At 71.5% G+C, this 17630-nt stretch carries 18 protein-coding genes; 13 read left to right on the forward strand and 5 right to left on the reverse strand.

Annotated features, from left to right (window positions below):
• Positions 1-51 precede the first annotated feature (51 nt).
• Both ACFPL3_RS08870 and recR read left to right on the forward strand, forming a co-directional pair.
• On the forward strand, positions 52-399 hold the full coding sequence (locus ACFPL3_RS08870; RefSeq protein WP_343943141.1) for a YbaB/EbfC family nucleoid-associated protein: 348 nt from the start codon (positions 52-54) through the stop codon (positions 397-399).
• A gap of 12 nt (positions 400-411) precedes the next feature.
• Entirely contained in the window at positions 412-1032 is a 621-nt protein-coding gene (gene recR, locus ACFPL3_RS08875) for a recombination mediator RecR (RefSeq protein ID WP_343943140.1), read from the forward strand.
• Between the two features lie 10 nt (positions 1033-1042).
• Here the strand turns inward: recR and ACFPL3_RS08880 are convergent, their stop codons facing one another.
• Entirely contained in the window at positions 1043-1273 is a 231-nt protein-coding gene (locus ACFPL3_RS08880) for a hypothetical protein (protein WP_343943139.1), read from the reverse strand.
• A gap of 247 nt (positions 1274-1520) precedes the next feature.
• Here ACFPL3_RS08880 and ACFPL3_RS08885 point away from each other — a divergent pair, with 247 nt between their 5' ends.
• Positions 1521-2384 carry a helix-turn-helix domain-containing protein gene (locus ACFPL3_RS08885; protein ID WP_343943138.1) on the forward strand — a complete coding sequence of 288 codons (864 nt, stop codon included), beginning with the start codon at positions 1521-1523 and terminating at the stop codon, positions 2382-2384.
• A gap of 106 nt (positions 2385-2490) precedes the next feature.
• Complete coding sequence (locus ACFPL3_RS08890) at positions 2491-2694, forward strand: DUF397 domain-containing protein (protein ID WP_343943137.1); 204 nt, start codon at positions 2491-2493, stop codon at positions 2692-2694.
• A 35-nt stretch (positions 2695-2729) separates the two neighbouring features.
• On the opposite strand, the gene ACFPL3_RS08895 is transcribed toward ACFPL3_RS08890, so the two are convergent.
• Positions 2730-3314 carry a DUF6082 family protein gene (locus tag ACFPL3_RS08895; protein ID WP_343943136.1) on the reverse strand — a complete coding sequence of 195 codons (585 nt, stop codon included), beginning with the start codon at positions 3312-3314 and terminating at the stop codon, positions 2730-2732.
• 383 nt (positions 3315-3697) lie between these two features.
• Between ACFPL3_RS08895 and ACFPL3_RS08900 the strand changes: the two genes are divergently transcribed.
• Together ACFPL3_RS08900 and ACFPL3_RS08905 are read left to right on the forward strand one after the other, a co-directional pair.
• On the forward strand, positions 3698-4618 hold the full coding sequence (locus ACFPL3_RS08900; RefSeq protein ID WP_343943147.1) for a helix-turn-helix domain-containing protein: 921 nt from the start codon (positions 3698-3700) through the stop codon (positions 4616-4618).
• Entirely contained in the window at positions 4596-4793 is a 198-nt protein-coding gene (locus ACFPL3_RS08905; protein ID WP_379588692.1) for a DUF397 domain-containing protein, read from the forward strand. The genes ACFPL3_RS08900 and ACFPL3_RS08905 overlap by 23 nt, the downstream gene beginning before the upstream one ends.
• Positions 4794-4877: 84 nt before the next feature.
• Here the strand turns inward: ACFPL3_RS08905 and ACFPL3_RS08910 are convergent, their stop codons facing one another.
• Positions 4878-5081 carry a hypothetical protein gene (locus ACFPL3_RS08910; RefSeq protein WP_343943134.1) on the reverse strand — a complete coding sequence of 68 codons (204 nt, stop codon included), beginning with the start codon at positions 5079-5081 and terminating at the stop codon, positions 4878-4880.
• A 549-nt stretch (positions 5082-5630) separates the two neighbouring features.
• On the opposite strand from ACFPL3_RS08910, the gene ACFPL3_RS08915 reads away from it, so the two are divergent.
• The 5 genes from ACFPL3_RS08915 (at position 5631) to ACFPL3_RS08935 (ending at position 11470) form a co-directional block, all read left to right on the forward strand.
• Positions 5631-7319 (forward strand): ABC transporter substrate-binding protein, encoded by a 1689-nt coding sequence (locus ACFPL3_RS08915; RefSeq protein ID WP_343943133.1) that lies wholly within the window; start codon positions 5631-5633, stop codon positions 7317-7319.
• Between the two features lie 71 nt (positions 7320-7390).
• Positions 7391-8395 carry an ABC transporter permease gene (locus ACFPL3_RS08920; protein WP_343943146.1) on the forward strand — a complete coding sequence of 335 codons (1005 nt, stop codon included), beginning with the start codon at positions 7391-7393 and terminating at the stop codon, positions 8393-8395.
• Complete coding sequence (locus tag ACFPL3_RS08925; protein ID WP_343943132.1) at positions 8392-9315, forward strand: ABC transporter permease; 924 nt, start codon at positions 8392-8394, stop codon at positions 9313-9315. The genes ACFPL3_RS08920 and ACFPL3_RS08925 overlap by 4 nt, the downstream gene beginning before the upstream one ends.
• Positions 9312-10340: an ABC transporter ATP-binding protein gene (locus tag ACFPL3_RS08930; protein ID WP_343943131.1), complete on the forward strand. Its 1029-nt coding sequence runs from the start codon at positions 9312-9314 to the stop codon at positions 10338-10340. Before ACFPL3_RS08925 ends, ACFPL3_RS08930 begins: the two co-directional genes overlap by 4 nt.
• A 5-nt stretch (positions 10341-10345) precedes the next feature.
• Positions 10346-11470 (forward strand): ABC transporter ATP-binding protein, encoded by a 1125-nt coding sequence (locus ACFPL3_RS08935; RefSeq protein ID WP_343943130.1) that lies wholly within the window; start codon positions 10346-10348, stop codon positions 11468-11470.
• Between the two features lie 61 nt (positions 11471-11531).
• Here ACFPL3_RS08935 and leuA read toward each other — a convergent pair whose 3' ends face one another.
• Positions 11532-13328, reverse strand: a complete 1797-nt coding sequence (leuA, locus tag ACFPL3_RS08940; RefSeq protein ID WP_343943129.1) for a 2-isopropylmalate synthase — start codon at positions 13326-13328, stop codon at positions 11532-11534.
• 281 nt (positions 13329-13609) lie between these two features.
• Here leuA and ACFPL3_RS08945 point away from each other — a divergent pair, with 281 nt between their 5' ends.
• Positions 13610-13912, forward strand: coding sequence for a hypothetical protein (locus tag ACFPL3_RS08945; RefSeq protein WP_343943128.1), 303 nt, complete (start codon positions 13610-13612; stop codon positions 13910-13912).
• Positions 13913-13988: 76 nt separating this feature from the next.
• Here ACFPL3_RS08945 and ACFPL3_RS08950 read toward each other — a convergent pair whose 3' ends face one another.
• Positions 13989-16103 carry a helicase-associated domain-containing protein gene (locus tag ACFPL3_RS08950; RefSeq protein WP_343943127.1) on the reverse strand — a complete coding sequence of 705 codons (2115 nt, stop codon included), beginning with the start codon at positions 16101-16103 and terminating at the stop codon, positions 13989-13991.
• A gap of 256 nt (positions 16104-16359) precedes the next feature.
• On the opposite strand from ACFPL3_RS08950, the gene ACFPL3_RS08955 reads away from it, so the two are divergent.
• Entirely contained in the window at positions 16360-17625 is a 1266-nt protein-coding gene (locus ACFPL3_RS08955) for an aspartate kinase (RefSeq protein WP_343943126.1), read from the forward strand.
• Positions 17626-17630: the final 5 nt, after the last annotated feature.

Here is a 17630-nt window from a genome sequence, read left to right on the forward strand (position 1 = left end):
GCTCGTGGAGCCGGCCGTGCCGGCGCAGGCACGACGTGCGAGGAGATCGCTGTGCAACCGGGTCAGCCCGACATGCAGATGATCCTGCAGCAGGCGCAGAAGATGCAGCAGCAGCTGGTGGCCGCGCAGGCCGAGCTGGCGTCCGCGGAGGTGATCGGCCAGGCGGGCAACGGCCTGGTGCAGGTCACCACCACGGGCGCGGGTGAGGTTCGTGCCGTCCGGATCGACCCGAAGGTCGTCGACCCGGAGGACGTCGAGACGCTGCAGGACCTCATCGTGGGCGCGCTGCAGGACGCCGCGCGGGCGGCGCAGGAGCTGCAGGCGGAGAAGATGGGGCCGCTCGCGGGCGGCCTGGGCGACGCCGCGGGTGGCCTCGGGCTGCCCGGCCTCGGCGCGTAGCGAACTCCCGCCGTGTTCGAGGGGCCGGTCCAGGACCTGATCGACGAGCTCGGTCGGCTGCCCGGGGTGGGGCCGAAGAGCGCTCAACGGATCGCCTTCCACCTGCTCGCCGCCGACGCGGCCGACGTCGCGCGGCTCCAGGACGCCTTGCAGAAGGTCAAGGAGGGCGTCCGGTTCTGCGAGGTGTGCGGCAACGTGTCCGAGCGGGAGAGGTGCCGCTACTGCGCCGACGCCCGCCGCGACCCCACACTCGTGTGCGTGGTGGAGGAGCCGAAGGACGTGCTCGCGGTGGAGCGCACCCGCGAGTTCCGCGGCCGCTACCACGTGCTGGGCGGTGCGCTCGACCCGCTGGCCGGCGTCGGGCCCGACGCGCTGCGCATCCGGGAGTTGCTCGCCCGGCTCGGCGGCACCGGCCCCGCGCAGGACGAGACCGAGATCGCCGAGGTCATCATCGCGACCGACCCCAACACCGAGGGGGAGGCCACGGCTACCTACCTGGTGCGGCTGCTGCGCGACTTCCCCGGCCTCACGGTCACCCGCCTGGCGTCCGGCCTCCCGATGGGCGGCGACCTGGAGTTCGCCGACGAGCTGACGCTCGGCCGCGCCCTGTCCGGCCGCCGCGCCCTGAGCTGAGGCGCACCCGCTACAGCGGGTCGTGCAGCTTCCCCCGCTCGCGGAGCAGGCGGCAGGCCGGGCATCCCTCCGACTCGGCCGCCCGGATGAGCTCGCGCTCCCATTCACCGAGCTCCCGGCGACGGCGGGCGATCCGGTTCCATGCCTCCCGCTGCGCTCGCGCGTCCGCGTTGCCGATCAGGACTGCCAGCATGACCAGCGCGAGGACTCCTCCGACGGCGACGAATGCGATCCCGGTCATCGTTGCCTCCTCGGGCGGTGACCCGGTTCCGAGTGTGAGGCGTGGACCGTCGCCGTGCAAGTGCACAGCGGGTTTGCCCACAGAATGTGCACAAAGCGCGTGGTGTTCTGCATGACAGTGATGGCCATCGCGGGAACGCAGGAGTACTCTCATTCGTCACGCACACCCGCTGGTCAGCCGGCGGGCGCGTGGGCCTCCCCGGCACCGGGAGCCCTGCAGCTCAGGTCCGACCCGAAGGGGTAACGGCATGGCGACCAGCCCTGTCCTGTCCCGTCGCACCCTCGGCACCGAGCTCCGGCGGTTGCGGGAGGCGGCCGGGGTGGCGGTCAGCCGGGCCGCGGAGGAGCTCGACTGCTCGGTATCCAAGATCAGCCGCATCGAGACCGGGCTGTCCACGCCCCGCCGTCCCGAGATCGACACCCTGCTACGCCTCTACGAGGCGCCGAGTGCGCGCGAGGAGCTCGTGCAGCTGGCCGGTGAGGGCAAACAGGCCGCCTGGTACGACTCGTACGGCGATCTGCTCGCCCCGGGTTCCACCCTGCACCGCTTCATCGGGCTGGAGGCGGGCGCGTCCGTGCTCCGCCAGTTCTCGCCGGCCGCCGTGCCGGGCCTGCTGCAGACCGAGAGCTACGCCCGCGCCATCATCACGGCGTCGCAGCCAGCCGTGTCCGGCGAGGCGCTGGACACGATGATCCGGATGCGGCTCGACCGCAAGGGCGTGCTCACGCGGGAGCCCGAACCGCTGCGCGTCGCGGCGCTCCTCGACGAGTCCGTGTTGCGCCGCCCGGCCCACGGGCCCGGGGTGATGCGCGAGCAGGTCGAGCACCTGTGCCGGATCGTGGAGGAACCCTCGCCCACGATCGAGGTGCGGGTGCTCCCCTTCTCCCTCGGGCTCCACGGCCTGCTCGGCGGCGCCTTCCAGATCCTGTCCTTCGATCACGGCGAGAGCGACGTGATCTTCTTCGAGGGACAGGACGGCGGCGGCCTGCAGGAGAAGGCCGACATCGTGCAGGCCCATTCCGACCGTCTCGACACGGCCTGGAAGCAGGCCCTCGAAGGTCGTGAGCTGCTGAGGTTCCTGCAGGAGGTCACCGACACGTACGACGAGTAGGGCCCCTGGCCACCCGCCACCACCCGCCGGACCAGCGCGTCGGCGAGCCGGTGGAACGTGATCTACCGCTGTACGATCACTCGATCGTGCGTCGGAGGGGTGGACCGTGAGTGGTGCGGGGCGCGAACTCGAGTTCGTGGGCCGGGAGTTCTGCAGCGTGGGCGACTGCGTCGAGGCCGCCCGTCTCCCCGACGGCCGGGTCGCGCTGCGCAGCACCCTCACCCCCGAGGTCCCGCTCTGGACCGTCACCGGGAGTGAGTGGGACCAGTTCCTCCGCACGGTGAAGGCGGGGGGTTTCGACGACGTCTGACCCGGCGCAGGTGGAGCGCGTCGCCGGACGTATGTCTACCGCGGACCTTCGCCTGCGGGTTGCGGCGCGGCGTCGTCCTCGTCGTTCTCGGCCAGGGCGGCGAGAGCCTGGTCGCGGCACTCGTCGGCGATCGCCGCGAACCGTCGGAAGCCGGCCCGCCAGCCCGTGACGGCGTAGGCCTCGCGGATGTCGCCCCACGCGTTGCGCACGTCCTCGCTCTCGAACGCGCGGCGCAGAACGATCCGGAGCTCCTGTTCGGGAAACGCGCCCAGCCCGAAAGACGTCTGGTAGTACGAGAACACGCTGGCGAAATAGGCGCGCATCTCGATCTCCTCGGGCGACGTCCAGGGGGCGAAGCCCCATATTGCGAGGTGCCGTTCGTTGCCCATTGCCGAGTTCAGCAGTTCTTGGCGCATTGCCCGCATGCTCTGGAACTGCATCACCTTCGTCTGCTGGGACTGGAGGCGGAGCGAGATGACGAGCGCGATCAGTGCGCCACCGGACAGCAGGGCCGAGGCGATGCCCAGTGCCTGGCCCACGTCGCTGAGGCGACCCCAGTCGACCGGGCTGAAGCGATCTGCGAGTACGAGCAGCAGTATCGATGCGGGAATCAGGGCCAAGCTGCTGAATGTGACGATTGCCGCCCAACCGAGCGACCTGTTGAATCGGGCTGTCACGTCACCATCCGCTCGGTGCTGCATCGTCGGAATTCGACGGGACGATGGTCCGTGGGAGTATGGCACGAGTTGATCGAGGTGTACAGGTGGTCGCGACGTGCGGTGAATCGTCATAATCGCGGGATAGGTGTGGACGTCCCGGTGCCGACGTGATCGGTGCGCCCCTCGTGCTCGTAGGAGGTGCCGCGCTGCCCGGCGGCGACCGCGTTCGCCTCCTCGGGTGACGGGCGGGCCCGGTTGTGGCGAGTCGGCGGGGAACCCTCCCCGGGCTCCGATATGCTCGTGTGCAATTGCGTAACGCAGTTTCAGACCACCTGGCGGACGGGATGCCCACTGCACAAGGACCGGCGGGGCCGCGCCGGCGCCTCGGCGTCGAGCTCCGCCAGCTGCGTCGACGGGCCGACCTCCAGCTCGTGGAGGTCGCCCGCGAGTTGGACTGCTCCGCGTCGAAGATCAGTCGCCTGGAGAACGGCAAGGGCATCCCCCGCATGCCCGACGTCGTCGCGCTCATGCGGTTGTACGACGTCACCGATGAGGAGCTGCAGGCACGCCTGAAGCAGCTCGTGTACGACAGCCGGGAGCAGGGCTGGTGGGAGCGCTACACCGATGGTGTCCACGCCGAGCGGTTCTTCGCGATGAACGCGCCGGCCCGCTACACGGCGTTGGAGACGGAAGCGATCCGCGTGCGGTCGTTCGAGGTCGCGTGGGTCCACGGCTTGCTGCAGGCGCCCGAGTACGCACGAGCTGTGCTGGAAGCGCTGCTGACGGAGCGCACGGGCAGCGAGGTCGAGCGGTTGGTCGAGCTGCGCATGCGCAGGCAGGAGGCGCTCACGCAGCGGACGCCGCCACTCCAGCTCGAAGTGGTACTGGACGAGTCGGTGCTCAGCCGCGTGGTGGGCTCGCCCGAGGTGATGGCCGCCCAGCTGCGCCTGCTGCGGGAGCGCTCGGAGCTGCCCAACATCATCGTTCGGGTGCTTCCGTTCTCGATCGGGTTGCACCGGGCACACGCAGGCCCGTTCCAGATCCTGGAGTTCCCTGACCAGGTGGGGGCTGACGTCGTGTTCATCGAGGGTCCGGCGGGGGACACCTACGAGAACGAGTCTGATGTGGACCTGTATAAAGACGTCCTCGCGGATGTGGCGGACCGGGCGCTGGATCCAGCTGCGTCGCGGGAAATCGTTCAACGATACGAACGCAAGTACGCTCCCCCGGAGGAACACCGATATGGCGCAGCCCGTGGCAGTTGAGTACAGAACGAGTAGCTTCTGCTCCGGAGCAGACTGCGTAGAGGTCGGGGTGCTGCCGGGGGGTGCGGTGGCGGTGCGCGACACCAAGGACCGCAGCCGGCAGCTGACGTTCAGCTCCCAGGAGTGGGCAGCGTTCGTGGCCGGGATCAAGCGGGACGCGTTCGAGGCCCGCTGAGGCGCGTCGCCGTATCGGCCGGGGCCGCCGCCCGGAACGGGACGGCCCCGGCGGCCGCGCGATCACTCCCCGGGATCGCGTTGCCTAGTCGTCGTCCCACTCGTCGTCGTGGGACTCGGGTGCGGCGTAGGGGTCGAAGCCGTGCAGCTGTGGCTGCCTGGCCTCCCACCGTGCCCGTCGTTCCGCTGCGATCTGGCGCCATCGGGATGCCTGTGCGGCCTCCACGATGCCGACGACGATCGCGACCAGGACGAGAAGACCGATGCCCGCCGTGATGAAAGTGATCATGGCGACGACCCGTTCCGGTCGGCGGCGCAGGCGGCGGTGCCTTTCTCTGATGCCATCACTGGCTCCTTCCCGTGTGCTGCTCTCGCCGGCGGTGTGCCGGACGTCTGAGGTCCCGGTATCTCCCGGGACGGGTGGCGGCTCCTGGTTCGCAGGAGGTCCGCCATGAGTGCAGAACGGCAGAGGCGGGTACCGGAGTCGTTGTCACGGTCGGGCCTCCTCTCGGGACGACCCGGCCGTCCCGCTCGTCTCCTCGAGGGGCGGCCGGATACTTAGATTGCCGCACGCAAGGTCCTCCTGCAATTGCAAGGTGGACAATCACCCGACTGCACCAGCCGGACGGCGGTTGCGCGGCCGAAGGTGCTTCCGCTCGCAGGGTGCCCGGGCCCCCCGACGATCCGAGCGGCCGACGCGCGTTCGGCCGTGGCCTCACGACCGACCGGCGTCATCCGATCGTTAGAGGCTGTAGCGGAACCGTGACTCCACGAGCTACCGATCGGTATCCCGATCGCCTAGTTTCCAGCGGGTCTCCTACGAAGAGGTGTTGCCCGCATGAGATCAGCTGTCCGACGATTCTCGGCTGCGTGCGTGGCCGGCGCGCTCGCCATCACCCTCGCGGCGTGCGCCGAGTCCCAGCGTGACCCCGGTTCCGAGCAGGGTGGGGCCGACGGCACCGGCGGCACGATGGTGTTCGGGGCGGCAGGTGCCCCGCGCAGCTTCGACCCGCTGTTCGCCCAGGACGGCGAGACGTTCCGGGTGTCCCGGCAGATCTACGACACGCTGATCACGTACAAGCAGGGCACCTCTGAGCTCGAACCGGCGCTGGCCACCAGCTGGACGCCGAGCCCGGACGGCACCGAGTGGACCTTCACCCTCCGCGAGGGCGTGAAGTTCCACGACGGCTCCGACTTCAACGCCGAGGCGGTCTGCTTCAACTTCAACCGCTGGTTCAACCTGCCCACGGCGGCGGCGCAGAGCCAGGCGATCTACTACTACGAGACGTTCGGCGGCTACGCGAACAACCTGACCGAGGACACCACGGACCCGGTCTACAACTCCTGTCAGGCGCCGAACCCCACCACTGCGGTCGTCAAGCTGAACCGGGCGAAGGGTGCCTTCCCCGCGGCGTTCGGGCTCACCTCGCTGTCGATCTCCAGCCCCACCGCGCTGCAGCAGTACAACGCCGACGAGGTCACGCAGAGCGGCGAGTCGTTCAGCTACAGCGCGTACGCCAACGAGCACCCCACCGGCACCGGGCCGTTCCGCTTCGAGAGCTACGACCGCACCAACCAGACGATCACCCTGGTGCGCAACGACCAGTACTGGGGTCAGCCGGCCAAGCTCGACCGATTGATCTTCCGCGTGATCCCGGACGAGAACGCCCGCAAGCAGGAGCTGCAGTCCGGCACCATCGACGGCTTCGACTTCCCGTCGGCCGCCGACTGGCCTGCGCTCGAGGAGGCGGGCCACCAGGTCCTCGTGCGGCCCGTGTTCAACATCCTCTACCTGGGCATCAACCAGCAGAAGAAGCCTTCGGCGAATCCCGCGATGCAGGACGTGCGGGTGCGCCAGGCGATCGCGCACGCGATCGACCGTGAGTCGCTGGTGCGCACCCAGTTCCCCGAGGGCGCCGTCGTGGCGTCGCAGTTCATCCCGGAGACGGTGGCCGGCTACAACCCCGACCTGCAGCCGATCCCGTACGACCCGGAGCGGGCGCGGGCCCTGCTCGCGGAGGCGGGCGCCTCGAACCTCACGGTGGACTTCTACTACCCCACCGAGGTCAGCCGGCCGTACATGCCGAACCCGACCAACATCTTCACGGCGATCGCCGAGAACCTGCGCCAGGTGGGGATCACGGTGAACCCGGTCGCGCAGCCGTGGAACGGTGGTTACCTCGACTCGGTCCAGGTCAACGGCGTGCACGACCTGCACCTGCTCGGCTGGACCGGTGACTACAACGACGCGGGCAACTTCCTCGGCAGCTTCTTCGGCTCCGCTGGCGCCGAGTTCGGGCTCACCCCGGACTCGCCGATCATCGCCGGCATCAACCAGGCGGACGCCACGGTGGGCGAGGAGCCGCACGCCGCCGCTTACCGCGACGTCAACGAGCTGATCATGGACCAGCTGCCGGGCGTGCCCCTGTCGAGCTCGCCTCCCGCGATCGTGGTGCGGCAGGGCGTCTCGGGTCTGATCCCGTCGCCCCTCACCGATGAGCGGTTCCTCACGGTCAGCGTCGACTGAGAGGAGCTTCGAGTGGCACCGCCCCGCGGGGCGGTGCCACTCTCGGGTTCCAGTTCATCGGAGGGGGGATGATGCTGCGCTTCGTGGTGCGGCGCCTGCTGCAGGTGATCCCGACGCTCCTGCTGCTGTCGATCGTGGTCTTCGCGTGGCTGCGCTCCCTGCCCGGAGGGCCGGCCACCGCGCTCCTGGGGGACCGGGCCACTCCCGAGAGGATCGCGGAGCTCAACCGGGTCATGGGCCTCGACCAGCCCATCTGGGTGCAGTACGGCCGGTTCCTCGGCCGGGTCGCCACGGGCGACTTCGGCACGTCCTCGATCACCGGGCAGCCGGTGCTCGACGAGATCGGGCGGGCACTGCCCGCCACCATCGAACTGTCGCTCGCCGCGCTGGTGATCGCGGTCGGGCTCGGGATCCCGCTGGGATACGTCGCGGCCCGCTACCGGGGCAGGCCGCTGGACGTGGTCACGGTGATCGGCACACTCGTCGGTGTCGCCGTGCCGGTGTTCTTCCTCGGGTACGTGCTGAAGGACGTCTTCGCGGTCGACCTGGGCTGGTTCCCGCCGTCGGGCCGCCAGTCGGTGGCGGTCGACGCCACGAACGTCACCGGGTTCGCGGTGCTCGACGGCATCCTCACGCGTGAGTTCGACGCGAGCTTCGACGCGCTGCGCCACCTGGTGCTGCCGTCGCTCGCCCTGGCCACCATCCCGCTCGCGGTGATCGTGCGGATCACCCGGGCGTCCGTGCTGGACGTGCTCGGCTCCGACTTCGTCCGCACGGCCAACTCGAAGGGCCTGGCGCCGAGCACGATCCGCGGCCGGCACGTGCTGCGCAACGCGTTGCTGCCGGTCTCCACGACGATCGGGCTGCAGGTGGGCCTGCTGCTCGCCGGGGCCGTGCTCACCGAGCGGGTGTTCGTGTGGGGAGGCGTCGGCACGCTGCTCGCCGACGCGATCACGCTGCGGGACTACCCGCGGCTGCAGGCGGTGCTGCTGCTCGGCGCGCTGATCTACGTGCTCGTGAACCTGCTCGTCGACCTCTCCTACGCGATCATCGACCCCCGGGTGCGGCTCTCATGACCACCACGTGGCTCGAACGCCGCCGCAGCCGTATCGACGACGTCGCGGCCGGGCGCAGCCTCGGGGCCGAGGCGTTCCGCCGGCTGCGCCGCGAGCCGGCCGCGATCGTCGGTGCGATCATCATCGGGCTCTTCGTCGTCGTGGCCGCGTTCGCGCCGCTGCTGGCGCCGCACGACGGGGGCCAGGCGTTCCCGCAGCTGCAGGAGAACCTGCGGCCGGGGAACATCCCCGGCCCGCAGGAGGGCTTCCCGCTCGGCAGCGACCAGCTCGGGCGCGACTTCTTCTCCCGGATGATCCTCGCCTCGCAGCAGACGCTGCTCGTGGGCGTGCTGGCCACCCTCATCGGGCTCGTGTTCGGAGTGGTGATCGGCACGGTGGCCGGCGCGTTCGGCGGCTGGGTCGACACCGTCCTCATGCGGGTCACCGACGTGCTGTTGGCGATCCCGAGCCTGCTGCTCGCGATCTCGGTGGCGGCGCTGGCGGCCAGCCCCTCGCAGACCACGGTGATCATCGCGGTGTCCATCGTGAGCGTGCCGATCTTCGCGCGGTTGCTGCGCGGGGCGATGCTCGCCCAACGCAACAGCGACCACGTGGTGGCCGCCACCGCGCTCGGCGTCAAGCGGCCGGCCGTGGTGCTGCGCCACATGCTGCCGAACTCGATCGGGCCCGTGATCGTGCAGGCCACGCTCACCCTGGCCACCGCGATCCTGGACGCGGCGGCGCTGTCGTTCCTCGGCCTCGGCGACGCCGACCCCGGCCGGGCGGAGTGGGGGCTGATGCTCGCGCAGGCCCAGACCTACCTCGACGTGCGACCGGCGCTCGCCTTCTACCCGGCACTCGCGATCATCCTCGTCGCGCTCGGCTTCACGTTGCTCGGCGAGTCGTTGCGCGAGGCCATCGACCCGAAGGGGCGCCGATGACCGCCGTGCACCACGCGGACGACGCGCGCAGCACCGGGACCGCGTCCGCTCCGCTGCTCTCGGTCCGCGACCTGCGGGTCGCCTTCCAGCGCAAGGGTGAGCCCGAGACCGTCGCGGTCGACGGCGTGAGCTTCGACGTCGCCCCCGGGCAGGTCGTCGGCCTGGTCGGGGAGTCGGGCTGCGGCAAGTCGGTCACCTCCATGGCGATCATGCGGCTGCTCCCGGAGCGCGGCGTGCGGGTGAGCGGCAGCGTCGTGATGGACGGCACCGACCTCCTCACGCTGTCCGATGCGCAGATGCGCGAACGCCGCGGCCGTGACCTGTCGATGGTCTTCCAGGACCCGCTGACCTCGCTCAACCCCGTGATACCGGTCGGGCTGCAGATCACCGAGGTGCTGCGGCGCCACCGCGGGATGGGCAAGGAGGCCGCGCGCAAGGCGGCCGTGGAGCTGCTCGACCGGGTGGGCATCCCCGACCCCCGGCGGCGCCTCGACTCCTACCCCCACCAGCTCTCCGGCGGCATGCGCCAGCGGGCCCTGATCGCGATCGCGCTCGCGTGCAGCCCGCGGCTGCTCATCGCGGACGAGCCGACCACCGCGCTGGACGTCACCATCCAGGCGCAGATCCTGGAGCTGTTGCGCGAGCTCGTCGAGGAGACGGGCGCGGCCCTCGTCATGATCACCCACGACCTCGGCGTGGTGGCCGGGCTGTGCGAGACCGTCAACGTCCTGTACGCGGGCCGGATCGTGGAACGGGCCCAGCGCCACCGCCTCTTCAGCACGCCGCGCCACCCCTACACGCACGGCCTGCTGCGGTCGATCCCGCGGCTGGACAGCCCGCAGGGGGAGGAGCTGCCCGCGATCCGGGGCTCGGTGGTCGACAACGTGCCGTGGACCCACGCGTGCGCGTTCGCGCCCCGTTGCCCCCGAGCGCTGGACCTGTGCCGGGAGGAGACGCCGGCGGGTGAGACGTCCGGGGGGCGGCTGCTGCGCTGCCACAACCCGGTGCCGGCGAGCGCGGAGTGAGCGTGATGGCGGAACCCTCGAGCGGACCCCTGCTGGACGTGCACGACCTCGCCGTCCACTTCCCGATCAAGCGGGGCCTCGTGCTCGACCGCACGGTCGGACACGTGTACGCGGTGGACGGCGTCTCCCTGCAGGTCGACCGCGGCGAGACGTACGGCCTCGTCGGCGAGTCCGGCTGCGGCAAGTCCACGCTCGGCCGGGCGATCCTGCGCCTCGTGGACCCGACGGCCGGCACCGTCGAGTTCGACGGCGTCGACGTGGCCCACCTGGCCGGGGAGAAGCTGCGCCGCATGCGCCGGCGCTTCCAGATGGTGTTCCAGGACCCGATGTCGAGCCTGGACCCGCGCCAGTCCGTGGAGTCCCTGCTGCGCGAGGGGATCCAGGCCCACGGGTTGTCGCGCGGCCCGGAGGGCGACGCCGCCCGGCTGCGGGAGCTGGTGGACGCCGTCGGGTTGCCGGCGGCCGCGCTGCGCCGCTACCCGCACGAGTTCTCCGGCGGGCAGCGGCAGCGCATCGGCATCGCGCGCGCCCTCTCGGTGGAGCCGGACCTGATCGTCGCCGACGAGCCGGTGTCGGCGCTCGACGTGTCGGTGCAGGCCCAGGTGCTCAACCTGCTGGGCCGGCTGCAGGCCGACCTCGGGCTGACCTACCTCGTGATCGCCCACGACCTCGCGGTGGTGCGCCACGTGAGCGACCGCGTGGGCGTCATGTACCTCGGCGGCATCGTCGAGGAGGCGCCGTCGCAGGCGCTCTACGACGACCCGCAGCACCCGTACACGAAGGCGCTGCTGTCGGCGATCCCGGTGCCCGACCCGGAGCTGGAGGACCGCCGCGAGCGGATCCTGCTCACCGGGGACCTGCCGTCCCCGGCGGCCCCGCCGTCCGGGTGCCGGTTCCACACCCGCTGCCCCTGGCGGCAGCCCACGCGGTGCGACTCCGAACGCCCCGAGCTCCGGGTGATCCCCGGTGCGCCCGCAGGCCACCGGGTGGCCTGCCACTGGGCCGAGGAGATCCGCAGCGGCGCGCTGCAGCCGCACCGCGTGGAACCCGCCGCGGCGGCCGATGACGTGCTCGGGCCCGGCGCTGTGCCCGAGCACCCCGGCTCGGTGACGGAGATCCTGGGCCGCTGACCCGCAGCCGTGAGTGGATTCGAGTGCTCTGGCACCCGTAGCCACTCACGGGTGGGTGGCGTCAGCGCATGGCGCGGTTGATCGCCGAGACGACGGCCTTCAGCGAGGCGCTCACGATCGAGCCGTTGACGCCCACACCCCAGAGCACGGTGTCCTCCACCGCGCACTCGACGTAGGCGGCCGCCCTGGCGTCGTCACCGGCGGACATGGCGTGCTCGTGGTAGTCGAGCACCCGCACGTCGAACCCGATGCCGGCCAGCGCGTCGACGAACGCGGCGATCGGGCCGTTGCCGCTGCCGGTGATCTCGTGGAGGTCGTTCTCGACGCGGACGGTGGCGACGATCTCGTCGTTGCCCTCGCCGTCGCTGGTGATGCGGTGGCGGATCAGCTTGAGGGGCGTGACGCGGTCGAGGTACTCGCCGTCGAAGACGTCGCGCATCTCCTTGGGCGAGATCTCGCCGCCCTCCGAGTCTGTGACCTCCTGGATCACCCGCGAGAACTCCATCTGCAGCCGCCGCGGCAGGTCGAGCTGGTGCTCGGCCTTCATGATGTAGGCGACGCCGCCCTTGCCGGACTGGGAGTTCACCCGGATCACGGCCTCGTACGTGCGGCCGATGTCCTTCGGGTCGACCGGCAGGTAGGGCACCTCCCAGCGGAAGTCGGCCACCTCGACGCCCGCCTCGGCGGCGTCGGCCTGCATGGCCTGGAAGCCCTTGTTGATGGCGTCCTGGTGGCTCCCGGAGAACGCGGTGTACACCAGGTCGCCGCCCCACGGGTGGCGCTCGGCCACCGGCAGCTGGTTGCAGTACTCGACGGTGCGGCGGATCTCGTCGATGTCGGAGAAGTCGATCTGCGGGTCGATGCCCTGGGTGAACATGTTCATCCCGAGCGTGACCAGGTCGACGTTGCCGGTGCGCTCGCCGTTGCCGAACAGACAGCCCTCGATGCGGTCGGCGCCGGCCTGGAAGCCCAGCTCGGCGGCGGCGACCCCGGTGCCGCGGTCGTTGTGCGGGTGCAGCGAGAGCACCACGGCGTCGCGGCGGGCGAGGTGGCGGTGCATCCACTCGATGGAGTCGGCGTAGACGTTCGGCGTGGCCATCTCGACGGTCGCCGGGAGGTTGACGATCATCGGCGACTCGGGCGTGGGCTGCCACACTGCGCTCACCGCGTTGCAGATGTCCACGGCGTACTCGAGCTCCGTGCCGGTGTAGGACTCGGGCGAGTACTCGAAGCGCCAGTCGGTGGAGGGGTACTTCTCGGCGAAGCGCAGCACCTCTTCCGCGCCGTCGGTGGCGATCTTCGTGATGCCCGGGCGGTCGGACCGGAACACGACACGGCGCTGCAGGATCGACGTCGAGTTGTAGAGGTGGACGATGGCCCGGGGGGCGCCTTCGCAGGCCTCGTAGGTGCGCTCGATCAGCTCGGGCCGGGCCTGCGTCAGCACCTGGATCGTGACGTCGTCCGGGATCACGTCCTGCTCGATGATCTCGCGGACGAAGTCGTAGTCGGTCTGGCTCGCCGCCGGGAACCCGACCTCGATCTCCTTGTAGCCCATGCGTACGAGCAGGTCGAACATGCGGCGCTTGCGGGCGGGGCTCATGGGGTCGATCAGCGCCTGGTTGCCGTCGCGCAGGTCGACGGCGCACCACAGCGGGGCCTTGGTGATCCGCTTGTCCGGCCAGGTGCGGTCGGGCAGCGGCACCGGCTCCACCAGCTCGTGGAAGGGCCGGTAGCGGTGGACGGGCATCTGCGAGGTGCGCTGCGGGTTCCAGGCGGGCTGGCCCTCGGGTACCGGGCCGTCCGGGGTGCGCAGCCGGCTGGACGTCGACGATGTGAAGGCGTCGGGGGACGTGGTCATTCAGGGTGCTCCTGGAGGTGTGGACCGATCATCGAGACCGGCGCACGCCACGACCCGCGACGAGGGGCCGGTCGGTCAGACCCCGCCGCGGCGGCGAAGGAGCAGGCGTGCCACGTCCCCGAGAGTAGCCCCGGGGTGGGGGAGTACCGCAACCCACCCCGGCCACCCGCGCCCGGCGGGACACTCGAACCGGTGTCACTCGATCGGGTAATACCGATCGGTAGCGCACGCGGGTGGGCACCGTGGGATCATGGCGGGCAACGAGCCCGGGGAGGTCGCCAGTGGCAGTGGGGAGCACGGCACGGCGGGGTATCGACGCCCTCGGCAACGTGCTGCGAATCGTCGGAATGCTGATCGTCACGGTTCTCGTGGTGCACATCGTGCTCACGTTGCTCGGCGCGAATCCGGCCAACGGGCTCACGCAGCTGATCCGGGACGCGGCCGACACGTTCAACCTCGGCCTGAGCGACCTGTTCCTGCCCGAGGACCCGCGGCTGGGCGTGGTGCTGAACTACGGCGCCGCGGCGCTGCTCTGGTTCGTGATCACCACGATCGTGGTGCGGTTGGTGCGCCGGATTCCCTAGCGCTACACCGCCGGTTTCGGTTGTCCATTGCGGTCGCCGCAACGATGGGCAACCGAAACTGCCGATCGGGAGCACGTCACCCCGAGTCTGCGAGGTGGGCGGCGATCGCGGCCACGTCGGCCGGCAGCCCCGGCCGCTGCGCCGCGGCGGGCACTGCTGCCCGGCGCACCGGTGGCCGGGCGATCACCGGGGCGCCCAAGGCGTCCTGCTCCGCAGGCGAGTAGCCCGCCGAGCGCAACGCGTGGAGGACCTCCGCCGCCGGGTGCTCGCTCACCAGCACGGTGTCGGTGAGGGGGCGCAGCCGCAGCGGGGCGAGCGCGCGGTGTGCCGCGAGCTCGGCGCCCAGCGCCGCGTCGGCCACGCGGACGCAGGTGGCCACCGCGCACACCTGCACCTGGCCGTACTGGCGGGCGACGTCACGGACGAGGTAGTCGAGCGGCTGGGGGAGCGGGCGGTCGGCGGCCTCGGCGAGCGCGGCCAGCAACCCGTCGGCGGTGTGGCCCGCCTCCAGCGCGCGCCGCACGCTCCCGGCCGTGAACCTCCAGATCGACGCGGTGTCGCGCCGCTCGGGATCGGCGGCGGACTGGAGGAGCCGGGTGAGCGGGGCCGCGGCGGTGCCCGTGACCATCGCGGTGAGGTCGGGCAGGAACGTGGCGGTGCGGGTGGGCGCGGGCAGCGCCTCGGCGAGTGCGCTGCGCAGCGCCTCGTGCGCCCCGTCGGTGCGCACCGCGGCGAGGAGCCGGTGGCCGATCGGCGTGAGCGCTCCCGCGGCGACGAGGCCGAGCAGCTCGGCCTCCTGGACGGTGGCGCGCAGCCGGGCGGCGTCGCCCGGGAGGTCGCGGTCCGACGGGGCACGGTGCTGCAGCAGCTCGCGCAGCGCGCCGGTGTCGACGATGCCCCGGTGCGGCCCGAGCGAGGCCAGCGCGGTGAGGGCGGAGGCGCGCATCCGGACGTGCTCGGGGTGGCCGTAGCTCCGGACGAGGGCGGGGGCGGGCCGGCCCGACTCGTCCACGCGCAGGCTGGGCACCATCGGCAGCCCCCACCAGGCGAGCAGGAGCCGGGCGTGGGCGTCGTCGGGCTCGGCCTCGAGCCACTCGTCGGCCGCCTCGGTGGGCATCGCGACGCCGACGGGATGCGCGGTGGCGCGGCCCTCGCCGTCGCGGGCGAGCGCGACGAGGCCGGCCGCGGCGGCGGTCTCCAGTCCGAGCCGCACGCCTGCGACGTCGGAGCCGATCTCCTTGGCCGCCCGCCGCAGCTCCCGCGCGCCGATGCCGCCACCGCGCACCGTGGCGAGCGGGGAGCGGTCGAGCAGCGTGATCAGGGCCCGGACCGACTCCAGCGCCGCGAGCGCCGCCCGCTCGCTCGCCGCGCGCAGCTGCCCGCGATCGACGGGCGCGGTGGCGGGGCGGGGCGGGGTGGCGTCGAACGGCGCGTGGTAGCCCGGGCCCCGCACGGCCAGCGCCATCTCCCGCGGCATCTCGGCGATGCCCCACTCGGTGGGCACCGCCCAGCCCTGCAGTGCGAGCAGGCGGCCCACGTGGTGGTCGGCGGGCTCTCCGGGCTCGGGGAAGCGCACCCCCGAGCGTCGGGGCCCGTGCCAGGCCAGCTGCCGGACGGCCGCCGCGACCTCCGCGGGTGCCTCGGCCAGGCGTGCCTGCACGGCGTGCGGATCGGTGAGCGTTGCCACCACGGTGTCCAGGCCCGCCCGGTCGAGGCCGGGGATGCCGTGGTGGGTGCCGACGCGCCTGAGCTGCTCGGGGCTGAGCAGGCCGTAGAGCGTGCGCGCCGGGCGGCCGAGGCCGAGCGGGTGCGGCGTGACCGCTCCCCACCCGCCGACCTGCCGCACCTTCCCCTGCAGCGTCCAGGCGAGCGCCACGCCGGTGAGCTCGGAGACGGCGTCGTCGACCGCGGACTCGAGGACGGCATCGCGGGCACCGAGCAGCGCGTGCAGCTCGTGGCGGGCGGCCGAGCCACCGAGGGCGAGCAGCGCCTCGGCGACCTGGAGCGCGGGCTGGGAGAGCGCTGCCAGCGCCCGGTTGACCGAGGCCTGGGCCGACAGCCGCTCGGCGAGCATGGCGAGGTCGGTGGGCACGGGGTGGCGCAGCACGTCGGGCCGGGCGCGCAGGATGGCCTCGAGCTCGGGCGCGCCCACCGTGGAGAGCCATGTCGCCAGCTCAGCCACGCGGCTCATGACAGCAGGGTAGGTGGGTGCCCCGACAGTGGGTCCCCATCTCGCGCCGACCCGGCGCCGCTGCTCGACGGGCGGTAGCGGGTAGCGATCCGGCGCGCTGTGGCGAATGCCATTTCGACCTGCGTCACCGGGTGCTGCCGGTAGGGTGGGGTCCCGACCAGCACCCGGTGGTGCACGTCCCCACGTGCAGACACCTGCGGTGATGAGCCCGAGGCCGCGGGTGGAACGTCCACGTGGCCAGTACAGGAGGTCGGCGGTGGCCCTCGTCGTGCAGAAGTACGGCGGATCTTCCGTTCAGGATGCGGACCGCATCAAGAAGGTCGCCGAACGGATCGTCCGCACGCACAAAGAGGGCAACGACGTCGTCGTGGTCTGCTCCGCGATGGGCGACACCACCGACGACCTGCTCGACCTCGCCGACCAGGTGTCGCCCGCTCCACCGCCGCGCGAGCTCGACATGCTGCTCACGGCAGGCGAGCGCATGTCCAACGCGCTCGTGGCGATGGCGATCCACTCCCTCGGGGTGCAGGCGCGCTCGTTCACCGGCTCGCAGGCCGGCATGGTCACCACGTCCAAGCACGGCGACGCGCGCATCGTGCAGGTCAACCCGCAGCGCCTGCGCGAAGCCCTCGACGAGGGCTCGATCGTGCTCGTCGCCGGGTTCCAGGGCGTGAGCCAGGACTCGAAGGACGTCACCACGTTGGGCCGCGGCGGCTCCGACACCACGGCCGTGGCGCTCGCCGCCGCTCTGGAGGCCGACGTCTGCGAGATCTACTCCGACGTGGACGGTATCTACACGGCCGACCCGCGCATCGTCCCCGACGCGCAGCTCCGCGAGACGATCACCTACGAGGAGATGCTGGAGATGGCGGCCTGCGGCGCCAAGATCCTGCATCTGCGCGCCGTCGAGTACGCGCGGCGCTACAACGTCCCGCTGCGGGTGCGCAGCTCGTACAACGACAAGCCGGGCTCGCTCGTCACCGGCTCGATCGAGGAGATTCCCGTGGAAAAGGCGATCCTCACCGGAGTCGCTCACGACCGGTCCGAAGCCAAGATCACGGTGACCGACGTCCCGGACACGCCCGGCATGGCGGCCCGGATCTTCCGCACCGTGGCCGACGCCGAGATCAACATCGACATGGTGTTGCAGAACGTGAGCCGCACGTCCGCGCAGCGCACCGACATCACGTTCACGCTGCCGCGCACCGACGGCCCCCGCGCCGTGGCCGCGCTCACGGCCGCGCAGGCCGAGATCGGGTTCGCCGAGGTGCTCCACGACGACGAGGTCGGCAAGGTCTCGCTGATCGGTGCCGGGATGCGCTCGCACCCGGGGGTCACGGCCACGTTCTGCGAGGCGCTGTCGAAGGCGGGCGTCAACATCGAGATCATGAACACCTCCGAGATCCGGATCTCGGTGCTCTGCCGGCCCGACCAGCTCGACACCGCGGTGAGCGCGCTGCACGCCGCGTTCGATCTCGGTGGCGACGAGCAGGCCGTCGTCCACGCCGGAACGGGGCGGTGAGCGAC

Origin of the sequence: Pseudonocardia zijingensis (genome assembly GCF_042657305.1) — a bacterium.
Lineage (GTDB): Bacteria > Actinomycetota > Actinomycetes > Mycobacteriales > Pseudonocardiaceae > Pseudonocardia > Pseudonocardia zijingensis.